The following is a 16,895-nucleotide window of genomic DNA, read 5'->3' on the forward strand; positions in this document are numbered from 1 at the left end:
ACCCGATGCGCTTCATCTTCAAGACCCGCTACGACCAGGACATCCGCATCGCCAAGCATGGCGGCTACCTGTTCTGGTACGGCGCGCTGATGCTCGTGCTGCTCGCCGCGCCCTGGGTCTTCCCGGAGTACTGGCTCGCGCAGGTCACCTTCGTTCTGATCTACGGCATCGTCGGCCTCGGGCTGATGCTGCTGTCGGGCTTCACCGGGCAGTTCTCGCTGGGACATGCCGCGTTTCTCGGCGTCGGCGCCTACACGCAGGCCGCGCTCACCGGCATGGGCGTGCCGTTTCCGCTGGCGCTGGTCGCCGCGGCGGCGGTGTCGGCATTCGTCGGCGTGATCGTCGGCTTGCCGGCGCTGCGCCTCAAGGGCATCTACCTGGGCATCGCGACGCTGGCGTTTGGCTTCATCGTCGAGGAGGTGTTCGCGCGCTGGGAGAGCGTGACCGGCGGCAATGCCGGCAAGCACGTCAAGGCGCCCGACCTGTTCGGCTGGAAGCTCGACACCGGCGAGTCCTTCTACTACCTGTGCCTCGTGCTCGCGGTGCTGGCCACGCTGGCGATCCTCAACCTGCTGCGCTCGCCCACCGGACGCGCGTTCGTGGCCATCCGAGACTCGGAGATCTCGGCGCAGAGCATGGGTATCCACCTGGCGCGCTTCAAGACGCTCTCGTTCGCGATCTCGGCGGCGCTGGCCGGTGTGGGTGGGGCGCTGTACGCGCACAAGCTGATGTTCATCTCGCCGGATCAGTTCGGCGTGCTGCAGTCGATCGACCTGATCCTGATGATCGTCATCGGCGGCCTGGGCTCGGTGCACGGCGCCTTCCTCGGCGCGATCTTCCTCATCACGATGCCGCAGGTCATCGCGCTGGCCAAGGACTACCTGCCCGAGGCCATCGGCATGGCGCCGGGCCTGCAGGGCCTGGTGTACGGCGTGGTGCTGATCGCCTTCGTGCTGTTCGAGCCGCTCGGCCTGTACGGCCGCTGGCTGAAGTTCCGCACCTGGTTCCAGATCTTCCCGTTCTACCGGCGCGGCATGTTCAAGCGGCAGAAGTCGTTCCAGAAGTCGGAGCGCCTGAAATGAGCGGCGTGCTGCTCTCCGCCAAGGACCTGAGCGTGCGCTTCGGCGGTGTGCTCGCGGTCAACCAGGTCGGCTTCGATGTCCACCGCGGCGAGGTGTTCACGCTGATCGGGCCCAATGGCGCCGGCAAGACGACGGTGTTCAACCTGATCAGCCGCATCTACACGCCGACCTCCGGCTCGATCGACTTCGACGGCACGCCGCTGCTCGCCCACGCGCCGCACGAGATCGCCCAGCTCGGCATCGCGCGCACCTTCCAGAACATCGAACTGTTCGAGCACGCCACCGTGCTGCAGAACCTGCTGATCGGCCGCCACGTGCACCGCGAGACGGGCTTCTGGAGCCAGCTCTTCTTCACGCCGGCCACGCGCGCCGCCGAAATCCGCACGCGCCACAAGGCCGAGGAGGTGATCGAGCTGCTCGACCTGCAGCACCACCGCGAGTCGCTCGTCGCCGGGCTGCCCTACGGCGTGCGCAAGGTGGTCGAGCTGGCGCGGGCGCTGTGCACCGAGCCGAAGCTGCTGCTGCTGGACGAGCCTTCGTCGGGCCTGAACGTCGAGGAAACCGACGACATGGCCTTCTGGATCGGCGACATCCGCGACGAACTCGGCGTCACGGTGCTGATGGTCGAGCACGACATGTCGCTCGTCTCCAAGGTGTCCGACCGCGTGCTGGCGATGAACCAGGGCGAGGTGCTGGCGCTGGGCACGCCGGCCGAGGTGCAGCGGCACCCGGGCGTGATCGAGGCCTACCTCGGCGCCGCCGGCGACGTGGAAAGCCTGCGGAGGAAGGCGGCATGAGCGAAGGCCAGGCCATCCTCGCGCTCGCCAACGTGGAGAGCAGCTACGGGCCGATCCGCGCCATCCGCGGCGTCAGCCTGAAGGTCGTGAAGGGCCAGATCGCCACCGTGCTCGGCTCCAACGGCGCGGGCAAGACGACCATCCTCAAGACCATCTCCGGCATCCTCGACCCGACCAAGGGCTCGGTGAGCTTCAAGGGCGAGGACATCACCGCACGAGACCCGGCGCTGATCGTGCAGCGCGGCCTCAGCCACGTGCCCGAGGGCCGCGAGGTGTTCCCTCTGCTGTCGGTGCACGACAACCTGCTGATGGGTGCCTACACGCGAAAGGACCGCGATGGCGTGGCGCGCGACATCGAGACGGTGTACGGCTATTTCCCGATCCTGCGCGAGCGGCGCGCGCAGGACGCCGGCCTGCTGTCGGGCGGGCAGCAGCAGATGCTGGCCATCTCGCGCGCTCTGATGGCCGCGCCCGAACTGATGCTGCTCGACGAGCCCAGCCTCGGCCTGTCGCCACGGCTGACGCGCGAGATCTTCGAGATCGTCATCCGCATCAATCGCGAGCGCGGCACCACGCTGCTGCTGGTGGAGCAGAACGCCAACATGGCACTGAACGTGGCCGACCACGGCTATGTGCTGGAGAACGGCCGCATCGTCATGGAAGACACCTGCGAACGCCTGCGCGAGAAGGACGACATCAAGGAGTTCTACCTCGGCATGAAGGAAGCCGGCGCCCGTGGCGACCGGCGCTGGAAGAAGAAGAAGACGTGGAGGTGACATGGCCAACCTCTGGGATCTGAGCGCCCTGAAGCCCCGCGAAGACGTCGTCGTCCCCGGCGAGACCCTGCCCGCGATGTTCTGGAACGCCGTGGCACAGCGTGGCGAGCGCGTCTTCATGCGCCAGAAGGAACTCGGCCTGTGGCGCGAGTGGACCTGGGCGCAGACCGGCGAAGCGGTGCGCGAGATCGCCAACGGCCTGCTCAGCCTGGGCTTTCAGCGTGGCGAATGCGCCTCGATCCTGTCCAACACGGTGGTCGAGTGGATGCTGGCCGACATGGCCATCCTGTCGTGCGCTGGCGTGAGCAACGGCATCTACCCGACCGATGCGGCCGAGCAGGCACAGTACCTGTGCGAGGACTCGCGCACCACCGTGATGTTCGTCGAGGACGAAGAGCAACTCGACAAGGCGCTCGAGGTGCGCGAGCGGCTGCCACTGCTGCGCAAGATCGTCGTCTTCGACACCAAGGGCCTGCGCGACTTCCGCGACGAGGGCGTGATCGACCTGGCCGCGCTGCGCGAACTCGGGCGTATCCACGCGAAGGACCACCCCGGCGCGATGCAGGCGCGCGTGGCGGCCTGCCGGCCGGAAGACCTGGCCATCCTCGTCTACACCTCGGGCACGACCGGCAAGCCCAAGGGCGCGATGCATTCGCACGCCGGGCTCGTCTACACCGTGCGCGGCTACAACCGCATCGTCGCGCAGGACGAGCGCGACGAGCGCATGTGCTTCCTGCCTCTGTGCCACATCGCCGAGCGCATCGGCGGCGCCTTCTTCGCCGTCTACACCGGCTCGGTGCTCAACTTCGTCGAGCGGCCCGAGACGGTGCCCGAGAACGTGCGCGAGATTTCGCCGACCGTGTTCACCGCCGTGCCGCGCGTGTGGGAGAAGTTCTACTCCGCGGTGACGATCGCGCTTCGCGAATCGAGCCGCCTGCAGCAGCTGGCCTATGGCTGGGGCATCGGCGTGGGCATGCGCATCGCCGACCGCATACTGGCCCGCCAGCCGGTGAGTGCCTGGCTGAAGCTGCAGTTCCACGTCGCCCGCCTGATCGCGCTGAACAACGTGCGCAAGCTGATCGGCGTGCATCGCGCGCGCTTCTGCGTCACCGGCGCGGCGCCGATCTCGCCCGATCTCGTCAAGTGGTATCTGGCGCTGGGCGTGCCGATGGCCGAGGTCTGGGGCATGACCGAGACCTGCGGCGCGGCCACGTCGACGCCCGCCGGCGGCATCAAGCCCGGCATGGTCGGCCCGGCCTGCCCGTTCAACGAAGTGCGGCTCGACCCGATCACCAGCGAGATCCAGGTGCGTGGGCCGAACGTCTTCATGGGCTACCTGAACCTGCCGGAGAAGACCGCCGAGACCTTCACGCCCGACGGCTGGCTGCGCACCGGCGACGTCGGCCAGGTCGACGAGGACGGCTACTACCGCATCACCGACCGGATGAAGGACATCATCATCACGGCCGGCGGCAAGAACGTCACGCCCAGCGAGATCGAGAACGACCTGAAGTTCTCGCCCTACATCACCGACGCGGTGGTGATCGGCGACAAGCGGCCCTACCTGACGGTGATCGTGATGATCGACCAGGAGAACGTCGAGAAGTTCGCCCAGGACCGCGACATCCCCTTCAGCAACTACACGAGCCTGACCCGCGCGGCGGAAGTGCAGGAACTGATCTGGGCCGAGATCGAGCGCGTCAACCGGAAATTCGCCCGCGTCGAGCAGATCAAGAAGTTCTTCCTGCTCGAGACGCAGCTCAGCGCCGAGGACGAGGAACTCACCCCGACGATGAAGCTCAAGCGCAAGCTCGTCGAGAAGAAATACGCCGAGCGCATCGAGGCGCTCTACCGCTGACCACCCCCGAAGGAGTCCGACCATGAAGCCCGTTCTCAGTGTCCTGGCCGCGCTGTTCGCGCTGGCCGCCCCGGCCGCCTTCGCCCAGGCGAGCCAGGGCGTGAGCAAGACCGAAATCACCATCGGCTCGATCCAGGACTTGTCCGGACCGATCGCCGGCTTCGGCAAGCAGATCCGACTGGGCATGCTGCTGCGCATCGACGAGATCAACGAGCAGGGTGGCATCAACGGCCGCAAGATCAAGCTGTTGATCGAGGACTCCGCCTACGACCCGAAGAAGGCCGTGCTGGCGGCGCAGAAGCTCGTCAACCAGGACAAGATCTTCGCGATGGTCGGCCACCTGGGCACGGCGCAGAACAACGCCGCGATGCCGGTGCAGTTCGAGAAGAACGTCGTCAACTTCTGGCCGGTGACCGCCGCCCGCGAGATGTTCGACCCGTTCCACAAGCTGAAGTACGCCTATGCCGTGCCGTACTTCGACCAGATGCGTCAGTGGCTGCCGCTGATGGTCAAGGAGAAGGGCGCCAAGAAGGTCTGCGCGATCTACCAGGACGACGAGTTCGGCCTGGAGGTGCTGCGCGGCGGCGAGGCGGGCCTGAAGACCATCAACATGGAGTTCACCGAGAAGACCAGCTTCAAGCGCGGCGCGACCGACTTCTCGTCGCAGGTGGCGCGCATGAAGGCGGCGTCGTGCGAGATGGTCGTGCTCGGCACCATCATTCGCGAGACCATCGGCACCATCGGCGAGTCGCGCAAGACCGGCTTCAGCCCGGTGTTCATCGGCTCCAGCGCGGCCTACACCGACCTGATCCACAAGCTCGGCGGCAAGGCGATGGACGGCCTGTACGCCACCATGGGCGCGGCCAACCCCTACACCGACGACGCGTCGCCCAAGGTGGCGTTCTGGGCCAACAAATACAAGACGAAGTTCAACGAGGACCCGACAGTGTTCTCGGTGTACGGCTACCAGATCATCGACGCCTTCGCAGCGGCGGCGCAGAAAGCCGGCAACAACCTGACGACCGACAGCTTCATCAAGTCGATGGACACGATGACGATCGCGCCGGACATGTTCGGCAGCGCCGCCATGAGCTTCTCGCCGACCAAGCGGCTGGGCAGCAGCGCCTCGCGCCTGTCGCAGATCGTCGACGGGCGCTGGAAGGTGGTGCAGGACTACCCGAAGGCGCCCTGATCCCGACGCGTCACGCCGATCCTCCCGATTTCCCACCGATTCCCAAGGAGACAGACCATGAAAGAGGTTCTCAGCTTCGCTGCCGCGCTGCTCGCGCTGGCCGGCGCATCGAGCCAGGCGCAGACGTCGCAGGGCGTCAGCAAGAACGAGATCGTGCTCGGCTCGATCCAGGACCTGTCGGGCCCGATCGCCGGCTTCGGCAAGCAGGTGCGCCAGGGCATGCTGCTGCGCGTGGACGAGCTCAACGAGCAGGGCGGCATCAACGGCCGCAAGATCAAGCTGCTCATCGAAGACTCGGCCTACGACCCGAAGAAGGCCGTGCTGGCGGCGCAGAAGCTCGTCAACCAGGACAAGATCTTCGCGATGGTCGCCCACATCGGCACGCCGACGAACAACGCCGCGATGCCGGTGCAGTTCGAGAAGAACGTGATCAACTTCTTCCCGGTGACCGCGGCACGCGAGATGACCGAGCCGGTGCACAAGCTCAAGTTCGCCGGCGGCTCGAGCTACTTCGACCAGATGCGCGTTGCCTTGCCGCGCCTGATCAAGGACAAGGGCGCGAAGAAGATCTGCACGATCTACCAGGACGACGAATTCGGTCTGGAGGTGTTTCGTGGCGCCGAGGCCGGGCTGAAGGCCGTGGGCATGGACTTCACCGAGAAGACCACCTACAAGCGCGGCGCGACCGACTTCTCGTCGCAGGTGGCGCGCATGAAGGCGGCCAACTGCGAGCTCGTGGTGCTGGGCACGATCATCCGCGAGACCATCGGCACCATTGCCGAGGGCCGCAAGACGGGCTTCAACCCGGTCTACCTGGGCTCCAGCGCCACCTACACCGACCTGATCCACAAGCTCGGCAAGAAGGCGATGGACGGCCTGTATTCCACGCACACCGTGCAGCACCCGTACATGGACGACATCTCGCCGAAGGTGGCGTTCTGGGCGAAGAAGTACCAGACCAAGTTCAGCGACGATCCGACGGTGTTCTCGGTGTACGGCTACTCGGCGATCGATACCTTCATCCAGGCCGCGCAGAAGGCCGGCCCGAACCTGACCACCGACAGCTTCATCAAGGCGATGGAGTCGCTGACTTTCCCGCCCGACATGTTCGGCTCGGCCGAGCTGACCTTCGGGCCGGCCAAGCGCGCCGGCAGCAACATGACGCGCATGTCGCAGCTGCAGGATGAGCGCTGGAAGCCGGTGACCGAGTACGTCAAGCCGCAGTGAGTCTTCGGGGCCGCCGCCGCGCGCGGGTGCGGCGGCGGCACCACGGGGTGGCAACCCCTAGCGACGTCGGCCCTCCAAAGCGCTTAGAGTGTGATCATTGCGCACACAGATGTGCGAGCTCACCACGAGTGACGTGAAGCGCACGGATGCTCGGCGTACCGAGGGGACCGACATGAATGCACGCAACACCGCGGGCCGCGCCCGCAGGACTCCCGTTTCCGCGCTGGTCGCGGCATTGTTCGTCGTGCCGGCATGCGCGCACGCGCAGACGTCCACCACCGAACTCGCGCCGGTGCTGATCACCGGTTCGCGCCTGCCCAGCACACCCAGCGGCCTGGCGCAGAACGTGACTGTCATCGACCAGAAGCAGATCCAGGAGAGCCATCCCGGGCGCATCGAGGACGTGCTCGGCCGAATCACCGGCGTCTACGTCGACCAGGCGGGGCAGGCGGGAGGGTTCTCGTCGCTGTACATGCGCGGCGCGGAGCAGAGCCACCTGTTGATCATGGTCGACGGCGTCAAGGTCAACGACCCGACCACGACGCGCGGCAGCGCCTACGACCTGTCGTCGATCGACGTGAACCAGATCGAGCGCATCGAGGTGCTGCGAGGTCCGGCGTCGGCCATCCATGGCGGCGAGGCACTCGCGGGCGTGATCAACATCATCACGCGCCGGCCGGTCCAGGCCGGCGTGAGCGGCAGCGGCTACCTCGCGGCCGGCCAGGACCGCTACGGCAAGATCGGCGGCTCGGTGGCGGCAGGTAACGAGACGCTGCGTGCGCAGCTCGGCGTCGGCAGCAGCCGCGAAGGCAGCGCCACGAGCGACGGCGAGCTCAAGCAGAACAACCTGTCCGGATCGCTGCGCTTCGTGCCCGGCGGCACGATCGGCGGGGAGCTCTTCTTCCACCGCAGCGACCGTAAGAGCAGCGCCTTCCCCGACGACAGCGGCGGCCCGCGTCTGGCCGTCAACCGCGAGAAGACCACGCGCGATGCGACCGACACGATCTACGGCGCCAGCCTGGGCGGCGGGGACGCCGCGACGCTGCGCGTGCAGGCGGCCGTGTCGGTCTATGAACGCGACGAAGACGCGAACAACGCCTTCATCGACGGCGGCGTGCGCTTCCCGGTGCCGGCCTTCACCAGCGACACCCACTTCAAGCGCACGACCGCGACGATCACGGCCACGCACGAGTACAACGAGCGCGCCAGCGTCGTGGCCGGCCTGGAGCGCCAGACCGAGGACGGCGAGCTCACCAGCGTCGGCGATTTCGACTTCGACGGCCTGCCCGACACACTGCAATTCGGCCTGAAACGCAGCACCAGCTCGGTCTTCGTCGAGGGGCGCTTTCGTGTTGCCGACCCGGTGTCGTTGCAGATCGGGGTGCGGCGCGACAAGGTCGAAGGGCTGGACGCCGAGACCACGCCCCACCTCGGCGCGGTGTGGGATCTTCCCGGCGGAGCCACCACGCTGAAGGCCACCTACAGCAAGGGCTTCAAGCCACCGAGCTTCTTCGCGTTGGGCTTCCCGATCGGCGGCAACCCGGCATTGCGGCCGGAGCGCAGCCGCAATGCCGAGCTGACGGTGGCGCACCGCTTCGACGGCGAGGCCAACTCGCTGCACGTCAGCGTCTTCCGCATCGACTACAAGGGACCGGTCGACTTCGACGGCAACACCTTCCAGAACGTCAACCGCGGTGCGATCGTCGTCAAGGGCATCGAACCGACGCTCAAGCTGCAGCTGGGCAGGCAGCTGCGCACGCAACTCGGCGTGACGCTGCTCAACATCGACGAGAAGGACGGCCTGGCGACCTTGCGCAACCGACCCGAGAAGCGTGCCGCGGCCAGCCTCGTGTACGACATCGACGACCGGGCCTCGCTGTTCGCGGGCTTGTCCTACACGGGCAGCTACCTCGATCGGTCCAACCCGACCGGTGACATCACCATGCCCGGCTACTCGACCGTCGATCTGGCCTATTCAAGGCGCTTCGGACCGCTGCAGGCGAAGTTCGCGCTGGACAACCTGTTCGACAAGAACTACGAACAGTTCGTCGGATTCCCGGCACGCGAGCGCCGGCTGCGCGTCGAACTGCGCGCCGAGTTCTAGGCGGCTTCGGGCCGCTGGCGGCGCACCGTCAGCGCCGCCACCAGCACGACCACCCACGCGATCATCATGCCCATGCCTTCGCGGGCGGTTTCTTCTTCCCACCAGACTTCGCGGCGCCAGAAGTTGGGCATGGTCGGCCAGTAGAAGACCATCAGGCCGAACCACACGGCCACGGTCGCCCACAGCAGCGGCATCGCTGCCGGGGCGCGCAACACCTGCGGCCGCAGCGCGACGAGCAGGCACCAGACGGCCGGCACGGCGTAGTAGACCGCCCACAGCGGGCCGTCGGGGTCGTTGTACTGCACCCCGACGAAGGCGATCATGACGAGGGCGAGGAAGATGTTCAGGATGCGCACGGTCGACCTTGTCTCCCGGGATGCGGGGTTCGGCGTCGCATTCAGGGCGAGAAGCTGTCGCTCTTGATGTAGGCGACCACGCCCATGCGCTGCTGGTACGAGAAGACCTGCTTCCACGACGGCATCTTGCGGAAGCCGTTGGTCACGCGGTCGAAGATGTGGTCGGCATCCATCGCCCCCGGGTTGAGCTTCGGAGCCTTGCCGGGGTAGGCGCTGTTGCCGTGACAGTGGCGGCACTGCTCCTGCCAGACCTGTTCGCCGAGCTTGATGTTCGCGGCGTTGTTCATGTAGGCGACGTCGAACGTCGGCACCGGTTCGTCGGCGGCCGGCTTGCCGGCTTCCTGGGCACGCACCGGCGCCAGGCCGGTGGCCACCGGGGCCAGCAGCCCGGTCAGCAGGGCGAAGGTCGCATACCGGTGTCGAACGTTCATCGCTTCAGCTTCCCATGCAGCTCAACAAACGGAAAGGCCACCGCGGCCCGCAGGTCGCGGTGGTGTCGCGCCGCGGCTTACGGAACGATCTTGTAGATCGTGTCCAGCGAGCCGTTCGGGCCGGTGGTGATGGAGGTCAGCACGTAGACCTCGCCATTGGCATCCTGCGCAAAGGCCAGCACGTAGGGCAGCTTGCCCGGCATGTTGGTGACTTCGGCGACTTCCATCGACCACTTGCCGTCGCCGCCCTTCGTGCCGATGAAGATCTGGCCGTCCATCTCGGCGAACGACTTGCTCCAGTCGCCGAAGATGTACTTGCCCTTCATCGCCGCGTTGGCGCCGCGGTACACGTAGCCGCCGGTCACCGAGATGCCCTTGCAGCCGTTCGGCTTGGCCGTGCAGTTGTTGTACTCGATGATGGCTGGTGTGATGCCCGACTTGTCGCAGCTGGCCGGGTGGTCATCGGGCTTCAGGTAGTCGAAGCAGCGCATGTTGCCTTCGATCCGACGCCAGCCCATGTTCTGGCCCTTGCCGATCAGCTTGATCGTCTCGTAGCTGTTCTGCTGCACGTCGCCGCAATAGAGCTCGGCCGCGGTGCTGCCCATGTCGAACGAGCAGCGCCACGGATTGCGCACGCCGTAGGCCCAGATCTCCGGGTTCACGTCCTTCTTGCCGGCGAAGGGGTTGTCCGGCGGGATGCCGTACGGCTTGCCCGGCGATCGCGTGTCGACATCGATGCGCAGGATCTTGCCCAGGTTGATGGTCAGGTCCTGGCCGTTGCCGATCATCGGGTTGTGGCCGATGCCCCAGTCGTTCGCGTAGCCGCCGTCGCCCGTGGAGACGTAGAGCTTGCCGTCCGGGCCGAATCCGATCCAGTGGCCGTTGTGGTTGAACTGCGGCCACGAGTTCGACATGATCCGGCGCGCGCTGCTCGGGTCGGCCGCGTTGCGGTCGGACGCCGACACGGTGTACTCCTCGACCACGTTGCTGTGGTCGTACCAGAGCATCTGGCCGAGGTCGCTCTGGTAGTCGAGGTGGGCGCTGTAGGCCACGTAGAACTTGCCGTTCTCCTTGAACTTCGGATGGAACGCAAGGCCGAGCAGGCCGCGCTCGTCGAAGTCATGGAACAGCGGCTTGATCTTGCTGCGGATGTCGAGGAACGGGTTCGGCGCGAGCTTGCCGTTGTCCAGGATCCTGATCCGGCCGTTCTGCTCGACGATGAACATGCGGCTGTCGCCGGGCGGCTGCACCATGGCCAGCGGCGTGTTGATGCCGGTGATCACCTTCTCGAGCTTGATCTTGGCCTGCGCGAACACCGTGGTGCTCGACAAGGCCATGACGGCGCAGGCGGCCGCGGCCGCCAGGTACTTCTTTGCACTCATCTGTCTCCTCCAATACTGTCGTTGAGAACTTCGAGACATCGGGCATGCCGTCAGTCGTCTGCCTCGAAGTGCAAACCGACAGCCATCCCCCGAAAGGGATCATTCGAGTGTAGGAATGTCATTTGATGACCCTATAGGGACTTGTATGTATACAAAGACGCCACGCCGGGTTCCTGCGGCTCAGGAAACGATGTAGGCCGCTGCTCCGGTGGACAGCAGCTTGCCGTCGGCGTCGAGGAACTCCATGCGCGTGGACGCCACGCGCGAACCCAGGCGCAGCACCTGCGCCCGAAGTTCGAAACGCTCGCCGATGGCCGGCCGAAGGTAGTCGATGCGCAGGTCGATGGTGCCCAGCTTCCCGAAACGGTGCAGCCGCTGCAGCGCAGGCTCGTCCATGTGGCGCGCGCCGATGGCGGCCATCACGGCCAGGCCGCCCATCGCATCGAGCCCGGCGCTGACCACGCCGCCGTGCAGCCGCTGGTGCGTGTAGTGGCCGATCAGGTCGTTGCGCATCTCGATGTGGCCGGTCACGCCTTCGGCCGACACCGTGCTGATGCGCAGCCCGAGCAGCCGATTGAAGACGATGCGCTGCTCGAAGATGTCCTTCAGGCCGCTGACGAACTCGGGCTCGAAACCTGGCGTGCCGGGCATGCTGTCTCCTCAGAGGCCGAGCTGTCGCGCGGCCAATTCCTTCATGATCTCCTCGGCGCCGCCGCCGATCATCATGACCTTGGCTTCGCGGTAGATGCGCTCGCACTTCGTGCCCCGCATGAAGCCCATGCCGCCGAGGATCTGCACGGCCTGGTCGGCGGCGTGCTGCATGGTCTGCGTGGCATGGTTCTTCAGCAGGCACAGGTCGGCCACCCACTCGGGCCCGGTGTCGCCGGCCTCCCGGCGCTCGACCAGCGCGTGCAGCCAGGCCCGCGCGCTGGCGATGCGCATGCGCATGTCCATCAGCTTGTGGCGGATCACCTGGTGCTCGACGAGGGCAGCGCCGAAGGTCTTGCGCTGGCGTGCCCAGTCGATCGCTTCGTCGAGGCAGACCTGCGCGAAGGCGATGGCGCCGGCGGACATCAGCAACCTCTCGCCGTTGAAGTTCTGCATGATCATGCGAAAGCCCGCGCCTTCGTCGCCGATCAGGTGGTCCAGCGGCACGCGCACGCCATCGAACCGCAGCTGCGCGGTGTCGCTGCACCACCAGCCCATCTTGGCCAGCGGCGAACGTGTCAGCCCCGGCGCGTCGCCGGGCACCGCGATCAGCGAGATGCCGGCCGCACCCGGGCCGCCGGTGCGCACGGCCAGTGTGATCCAGTCGGCCCGCATCCCGGAGGTGATGAAGGTCTTCTCGCCGTCGATGACCCATTCCTTGCCGTCACGCCGCGCCCCCGTGCGCAGGCGCGCCACATCGGAGCCGCCGCCCGGCTCGGTGATGGCCAGTGCGGCGATCTTCGCGCCGGCCAGGACCTCCGGAACGATGCGCCGCTGCAGTGCAGGGCTGCCATGCGCCACGATGGGCGGCAGGCCGATGCTGTGCGAGAACAGGCTGGCCAGCAGGCCGCCGCTGCCGGCGCGCGCGATCTCCTCGGTGGCGACGAGCCGGTACCAGCCATCGGCCGGCGTGCCGCCCAGCGATTCGGGATAGCCCAGGCCGAGCAGGCCCATCTCGGCCGCGCGACGGTACAGCGCGCGGGGGAAGCTCTCGGCCTCGTCCCACGCGTTGACATGCGGCGCGATCTCGCGCTCGACGAACGTGCGCACGCTGTCGCGAAAGGTCTCGTGTTCGGGGGCGAAGGGCATGCGCGAAGGGTTCACCAAGCAAATGCTTGGTGATTGCCCGACAGTGTGTCGGCCTCGATAATGCACTGTCAATTCGGACAACACAGAGCCGAACGCACTCAGGAGACGACGGTGACCCACGCGATGATCTTCGAGGCCGTACGCACGCCGCGCGGCAAGGGCAAGAAGGACGGCAGCCTGCACGAGGTCAAGCCGGTCGACCTGCTTGCCGGGCTGCTCGTCAAGCTGCAGAAGCGCCTGGACTTCGATCCCGCGCAGCTCGATGACGTGGTGATGGGCGTGGTCTCGCCGATCGGCGAGCAGGGCTCGGTGATCGCCAAGACGGCAGCGCTGAAGGCCGGTTGGGACTTCCGCGTTGCCGGCATGCAGATCAACCGCTTCTGCGCCTCGGGGCTGGAGGCGGTCAACATCGCCGCGCAGAAGGTCGCCAGCGGCTGGGAGGACCTGGTCGTCGCCGGCGGCGTGGAGAGCATGTCGCGCGTGCCCATCGGCAGCGACGGCGGCGCCTGGGCGCAGGATCCGGCCACCAATTTCGCCACCGGCTTCGTGCCGCAGGGCATCGGCGCCGACCTCATTGCCACGCTCGGCGGCTGGAGCCGCGAAGACGTCGATCGCTTCGCGCTGACCTCGCAGCAGCGCGCCGCGGCGGCGCAGGCGGCGGGGCGCTTCGATCGTTCGGTCATTGCCGTCGAAGACGAGATCGGCCTGCCGGTGCTCGACCGCGACGAATTCATCAAGCCGCGCACCACGCTCGAAGGCCTGTCTCAGCTCAAGGTGGCGTTCGGCGAACTCGGGGCGATGGGCTTCGATGCGGTGGCGCTGGCACGTTATCCGCAGGTCGAGCGCATCGTCCACGTGCACACGGCGGGCAACTCCTCGGGCATCGTCGACGGTGCCGCGGCGGTGCTGATCGGCAGCGAGGCCAAGGGTCGCGAGCTCGGTCTCACGCCGCGCGGGCGCATCGTCGCCACGGCGCTGTCGGGCGCCGACCCCACCATCATGCTCACGGGGCCGATGCCGGCCTCGCGCAAGGCGCTAGCCAAGGCGGGGCTGACCGTCGACGACATCGATCTCTTCGAGGTCAACGAGGCCTTCGCCGCGGTGCCGATGCGCTTCATGGCGGAGATGGGTGTGCCGCACGAGAAGGTCAACGTCAACGGCGGCGCCATCGCGCTCGGCCACCCGCTGGGTGCCACCGGCGCGATGCTGCTGGGAACGTTGCTCGACGAACTGGAGCGTCGCAATCTCAAGCGCGGGCTGATCACGCTGTGCGTGGGCGGCGGCATGGGGATCGCCACCATCATCGAGAGAGTCTGACCTTGAACACGATCCGCTACGAACTTGCCGCCGACGGCATTGCGACGATCACCCACGACGCGCCCGGCGCGCCGGTGAATACCATGACCGAGCAGTGGCAGGCCGACCTGGCCGAGGCCGTGGCGCGTGTCGAGGCCGACAAGGAACGCATCAAAGGTGTGCTCGTCACATCAGCCAAGAAGACCTTCTTCGCCGGTGCGCAGCTCGACAACGTGCTCAAGCTCAAGGCTGAGGATGCGGCTGCCGGCTTCAAGGGCATCGAGGCCATGAAGGCCTGCTTCCGCCGGCTGGAGACGATGGGCCGCCCAGTGGTGGCGCTGCTCGGCGGCGCCGCGCTCGGCGGCGGCTGGGAGGTGGCGCTGGCGGCGCACGCGCGCTTTGCGCTGGACGACCGCAAGATCCAGTTCGGCACGCCGGAGGTGTCGCTCGGCCTGATCCCCGGCGCCACCGGCATCACCAAGACCGTGCGACTGCTCGGCCTGATGGCGGCGCAGCCTTACCTGATGGAGGGCAAGCTGTTCGGCCCGCGCGAGGCGCTCGAGCTCGGTCTTGTCAACGGCGTCGGCGCGACGATGGACGACCTGCGCGATCTCGCGCTGGCCTGGATCGCCGAGAACCCGCAAGCGGTGCAGCCCTGGGACCGCAAGGACTACCGAATGCCCGGCGGCTCGCCGAGCAGCCCGAAGATCGCCATGGGGCTGACGGTGGCGCCGGCCATGCTGGCGGCGAAGACGCACGGCCTGTACCCCGCGGCGCAGGCCATCCTCGAGACCATGGTCGAGGGCGCGATGGTCGACTACGACACCGCCACGCGCATCGAGAGTCGCAAGCTCGCCAAGATCATGGTCGGCCAGAACGCCAAGAACATGATCACGGCCTTCTTCTTCAACTTGAACGCGATCAAGTCGGGCAAGTCGCGGCCGCCGGGCTTCGCGCCGTGGAAGCCCGCGAAGGTGGGCGTGCTCGGTGCCGGCATGATGGGTGCGGGCATCGCGCACGCGAATGCGGCGCGCGGCATCCCCTGTGTGCTGAAGGACGTTTCGATCGACAAGGCGCGCGCCGGCCATGAGGCCGTGCGCAAGGTCACCGCGCCGCTGGTGGCCAAGGGCCGCATGGACGAGTTCAAGCAGGCGGCGCTGCTGAACCTGGTCACGCCTACCGCCGATGCGGCCGACCTGAAGGGCTGCGAGCTGATCATCGAGGCGGTGTTCGAGCAGCGCGAGCTGAAGGCGCAGGTGACGCGCGAGGCCGAGCCGATGCTCGCTGCCGGCGGCGTGTTCGCATCCAACACCTCCACGCTGCCGATCGGCGGCCTCGCCCGGGCCAGTGCCGCGCCGCAGCGCTTCGTCGGGCTGCACTTCTTCTCGCCGGTGCACAAGATGAAGCTGGTCGAGATCATCCGCGGCCCCGCCACCGACGACGAGACCGTGGCGCGTGCCTACGACTACGTGCTGGCGCTGGGCAAGACGCCGATCGTCGTCAACGATTCGCGCGGCTTCTTCACCAGCCGGGTGTTCGGCACCTACGTGATGGAAGGCGCCGCGATGCTCGCCGAGGGCATCGCCGCGCCGCTGATCGAACATGCGGCGGTGGCTGCAGGCATGCCGGTCGGCCCGCTGGCGGTGATCGACGAGACGTCGCTCTCGCTGTCCGTCCACGTGATGGAGCAGACACGCGCCGACCTGGCTGCGGCCAGGCAGGCCCATCAGCCGGGCGCCGGCGAACTGCTCATCGAGCGCATGGTCAAGGAGTTCAAGCGTCCCGGCCGGGCTGGCGGCGGCGGCTTCTACGACTACCCGGCGGGCCAGCCCAAGCACTTGTGGCCGGGCCTGAAACAGCACTTCGAACGCGCCACAGGCGCAGTCGACGTCGCGGAACTGCAGCAGCGGCTGCTGTACCGGCAGTCCATCGAGACAGCGCGCTGCCTGGCCGAGAACGTGTTGACGAGCGTGCACGAGGCCAACATCGGCTCGATCTTCGGCATCGGCTTCCCGGCCCTGGACGGGCGGGCACTGCAGTTCGTCGCCTCGGAAGGGCTCGACAGCTTCCTGCGCAACGCCGAGGCACTGGCCACACGCCATGGCGAGCGCTTCGCCCTGGCGCCGGCCGTGCAGGAGACGTTGCGCCGGGCGCTGGCCTGATCCGACGGCGGCCGGAAATGAAAAGGCCCCGCAAGCGGGGCCTCGTTCAAGAGCGAGAAGTGATCACTTCAGGCTCAGGATCCAGGCGACGAGCTTCTTCGACTCGGCTTCGTTGACCTGCGCGTTGGCAGGCATCGGGATCTGGCCCCAGACGCCCACGCCGCCCTTGATGATCTTGGCAGCCAGCTTGTCGGCCGCGTCCTTCTGGCCGGCGTACTTGGCAGCCACTTCCTTGTAGGACGGGCCGAGGACCTTCTTGTCCGTGGCGTGGCAGGCCAGGCAGTTCTTGGCCTTGGCCAGGGCTTCGTCGGCCACGGCGGGGGCAGAAATGGTGGTGGCAGCGGCCACGAGGGCGAGAACGGGGAACAGCTTCATGATTTCCTTTCGGGGTCAAACGGGAAATTCTGCGGATGTTTCGGCACCCGCCCAACCGAA

15 protein-coding genes are annotated in these 16,895 nt (G+C 67.0%); 9 read left to right on the forward strand and 6 right to left on the reverse strand.

The genetic code is table 11. The features are described 5' to 3' along the window. Positions 1-5 precede the first annotated feature (5 nt). From HZ992_RS06410 to HZ992_RS06440, 7 genes are all read left to right on the forward strand, one after another. Complete coding sequence (locus HZ992_RS06410) at positions 6-1,082, forward strand: branched-chain amino acid ABC transporter permease (RefSeq protein WP_209385839.1); 1,077 nt, start codon at positions 6-8, stop codon at positions 1,080-1,082. Next, positions 1,079-1,879 carry an ABC transporter ATP-binding protein gene (locus tag HZ992_RS06415; RefSeq protein WP_209385840.1) on the forward strand — a complete coding sequence of 267 codons (801 nt, stop codon included), beginning with the start codon at positions 1,079-1,081 and terminating at the stop codon, positions 1,877-1,879. The genes HZ992_RS06410 and HZ992_RS06415 overlap by 4 nt, the downstream gene beginning before the upstream one ends. Beyond that, positions 1,876-2,655: an ABC transporter ATP-binding protein gene (locus tag HZ992_RS06420; RefSeq protein WP_209385841.1), complete on the forward strand. Its 780-nt coding sequence runs from the start codon at positions 1,876-1,878 to the stop codon at positions 2,653-2,655. The genes HZ992_RS06415 and HZ992_RS06420 overlap by 4 nt, the downstream gene beginning before the upstream one ends. A gap of 1 nt (position 2,656) precedes the next feature. Continuing rightward, the gene (locus HZ992_RS06425) at positions 2,657-4,513 is read left to right on the forward strand and encodes an AMP-dependent synthetase/ligase (RefSeq protein WP_209385842.1); all 1,857 of its coding nucleotides are present in this window, start codon (positions 2,657-2,659) and stop codon (positions 4,511-4,513) included. Between the two features lie 22 nt (positions 4,514-4,535). Continuing rightward, complete coding sequence (locus HZ992_RS06430; protein WP_209385843.1) at positions 4,536-5,705, forward strand: ABC transporter substrate-binding protein; 1,170 nt, start codon at positions 4,536-4,538, stop codon at positions 5,703-5,705. Between the two features lie 57 nt (positions 5,706-5,762). After that, on the forward strand, positions 5,763-6,932 hold the full coding sequence (locus tag HZ992_RS06435) for an ABC transporter substrate-binding protein (protein ID WP_209385844.1): 1,170 nt from the start codon (positions 5,763-5,765) through the stop codon (positions 6,930-6,932). Positions 6,933-7,104: 172 nt separating this feature from the next. Next, on the forward strand, positions 7,105-9,036 hold the full coding sequence (locus HZ992_RS06440; RefSeq protein WP_209385845.1) for a TonB-dependent receptor plug domain-containing protein: 1,932 nt from the start codon (positions 7,105-7,107) through the stop codon (positions 9,034-9,036). Here HZ992_RS06440 and HZ992_RS06445 read toward each other — a convergent pair. From HZ992_RS06445 to HZ992_RS06465, 5 genes are all read right to left on the reverse strand, one after another. After that, on the reverse strand, positions 9,033-9,392 hold the full coding sequence (locus tag HZ992_RS06445) for a transmembrane 220 family protein (RefSeq protein ID WP_209385846.1): 360 nt from the start codon (positions 9,390-9,392) through the stop codon (positions 9,033-9,035). The two genes, HZ992_RS06440 and HZ992_RS06445, sit on opposite strands and share 4 nt — an antisense overlap. 41 nt (positions 9,393-9,433) lie before the next feature. Next, entirely contained in the window at positions 9,434-9,823 is a 390-nt protein-coding gene (locus HZ992_RS06450; RefSeq protein ID WP_209385847.1) for a c-type cytochrome, read from the reverse strand. Positions 9,824-9,900: 77 nt separating this feature from the next. Then, positions 9,901-11,205, reverse strand: coding sequence for a PQQ-dependent sugar dehydrogenase (locus HZ992_RS06455; RefSeq protein ID WP_209385848.1), 1,305 nt, complete (start codon positions 11,203-11,205; stop codon positions 9,901-9,903). A gap of 180 nt (positions 11,206-11,385) precedes the next feature. Beyond that, positions 11,386-11,856 (reverse strand): thioesterase family protein, encoded by a 471-nt coding sequence (locus tag HZ992_RS06460; protein WP_209385849.1) that lies wholly within the window; start codon positions 11,854-11,856, stop codon positions 11,386-11,388. A 9-nt stretch (positions 11,857-11,865) separates the two neighbouring features. Then, complete coding sequence (locus HZ992_RS06465; protein ID WP_209387068.1) at positions 11,866-13,002, reverse strand: acyl-CoA dehydrogenase family protein; 1,137 nt, start codon at positions 13,000-13,002, stop codon at positions 11,866-11,868. 111 nt (positions 13,003-13,113) lie between these two features. Here HZ992_RS06465 and HZ992_RS06470 point away from each other — a divergent pair, with 111 nt between their 5' ends. Then, positions 13,114-14,319: an acetyl-CoA C-acetyltransferase gene (locus HZ992_RS06470; RefSeq protein WP_209385850.1), complete on the forward strand. Its 1,206-nt coding sequence runs from the start codon at positions 13,114-13,116 to the stop codon at positions 14,317-14,319. A 2-nt stretch (positions 14,320-14,321) separates the two neighbouring features. Then, the gene (locus tag HZ992_RS06475) at positions 14,322-16,460 is read left to right on the forward strand and encodes a 3-hydroxyacyl-CoA dehydrogenase NAD-binding domain-containing protein (RefSeq protein ID WP_209385851.1); all 2,139 of its coding nucleotides are present in this window, start codon (positions 14,322-14,324) and stop codon (positions 16,458-16,460) included. 63 nt (positions 16,461-16,523) lie between these two features. Here the strand turns inward: HZ992_RS06475 and HZ992_RS06480 are convergent, their stop codons facing one another. Next, on the reverse strand, positions 16,524-16,835 hold the full coding sequence (locus HZ992_RS06480; protein WP_209385852.1) for a c-type cytochrome: 312 nt from the start codon (positions 16,833-16,835) through the stop codon (positions 16,524-16,526). Positions 16,836-16,895 lie beyond the last annotated feature (60 nt).

Origin of the sequence: Rhizobacter sp. AJA081-3 (assembly GCF_017795745.1) — a bacterium.
Lineage (GTDB): Bacteria > Pseudomonadota > Gammaproteobacteria > Burkholderiales > Burkholderiaceae_C > Piscinibacter.

Bases quoted from the DNA above. Each gene is read 5' to 3' on its own strand.
- HZ992_RS06480 (WP_209385852.1), bottom strand. From the start codon at position 16,835: ATGAAGCTGTTCCCCGTTCTCGCCCTCGTGGCCGCTGCCACCACCATT.
- HZ992_RS06450 (WP_209385847.1), bottom strand. From the start codon at position 9,823: ATGAACGTTCGACACCGGTATGCGACCTTCGCCCTGCTGACCGGGCTG.
- HZ992_RS06425 (WP_209385842.1), top strand. From the start codon at position 2,657: ATGGCCAACCTCTGGGATCTGAGCGCCCTGAAGCCCCGCGAAGACGTC.
- HZ992_RS06415 (WP_209385840.1), top strand. From the start codon at position 1,079: ATGAGCGGCGTGCTGCTCTCCGCCAAGGACCTGAGCGTGCGCTTCGGC.
- HZ992_RS06455 (WP_209385848.1), bottom strand. From the start codon at position 11,205: ATGAGTGCAAAGAAGTACCTGGCGGCCGCGGCCGCCTGCGCCGTCATG.
- HZ992_RS06435 (WP_209385844.1), top strand. From the start codon at position 5,763: ATGAAAGAGGTTCTCAGCTTCGCTGCCGCGCTGCTCGCGCTGGCCGGC.
- HZ992_RS06465 (WP_209387068.1), bottom strand. From the start codon at position 13,002: ATGCCCTTCGCCCCCGAACACGAGACCTTTCGCGACAGCGTGCGCACG.
- HZ992_RS06420 (WP_209385841.1), top strand. From the start codon at position 1,876: ATGAGCGAAGGCCAGGCCATCCTCGCGCTCGCCAACGTGGAGAGCAGC.
- HZ992_RS06430 (WP_209385843.1), top strand. From the start codon at position 4,536: ATGAAGCCCGTTCTCAGTGTCCTGGCCGCGCTGTTCGCGCTGGCCGCC.
- HZ992_RS06440 (WP_209385845.1), top strand. From the start codon at position 7,105: ATGAATGCACGCAACACCGCGGGCCGCGCCCGCAGGACTCCCGTTTCC.
- HZ992_RS06410 (WP_209385839.1), top strand. From the start codon at position 6: ATGCGCTTCATCTTCAAGACCCGCTACGACCAGGACATCCGCATCGCC.
- HZ992_RS06460 (WP_209385849.1), bottom strand. From the start codon at position 11,856: ATGCCCGGCACGCCAGGTTTCGAGCCCGAGTTCGTCAGCGGCCTGAAG.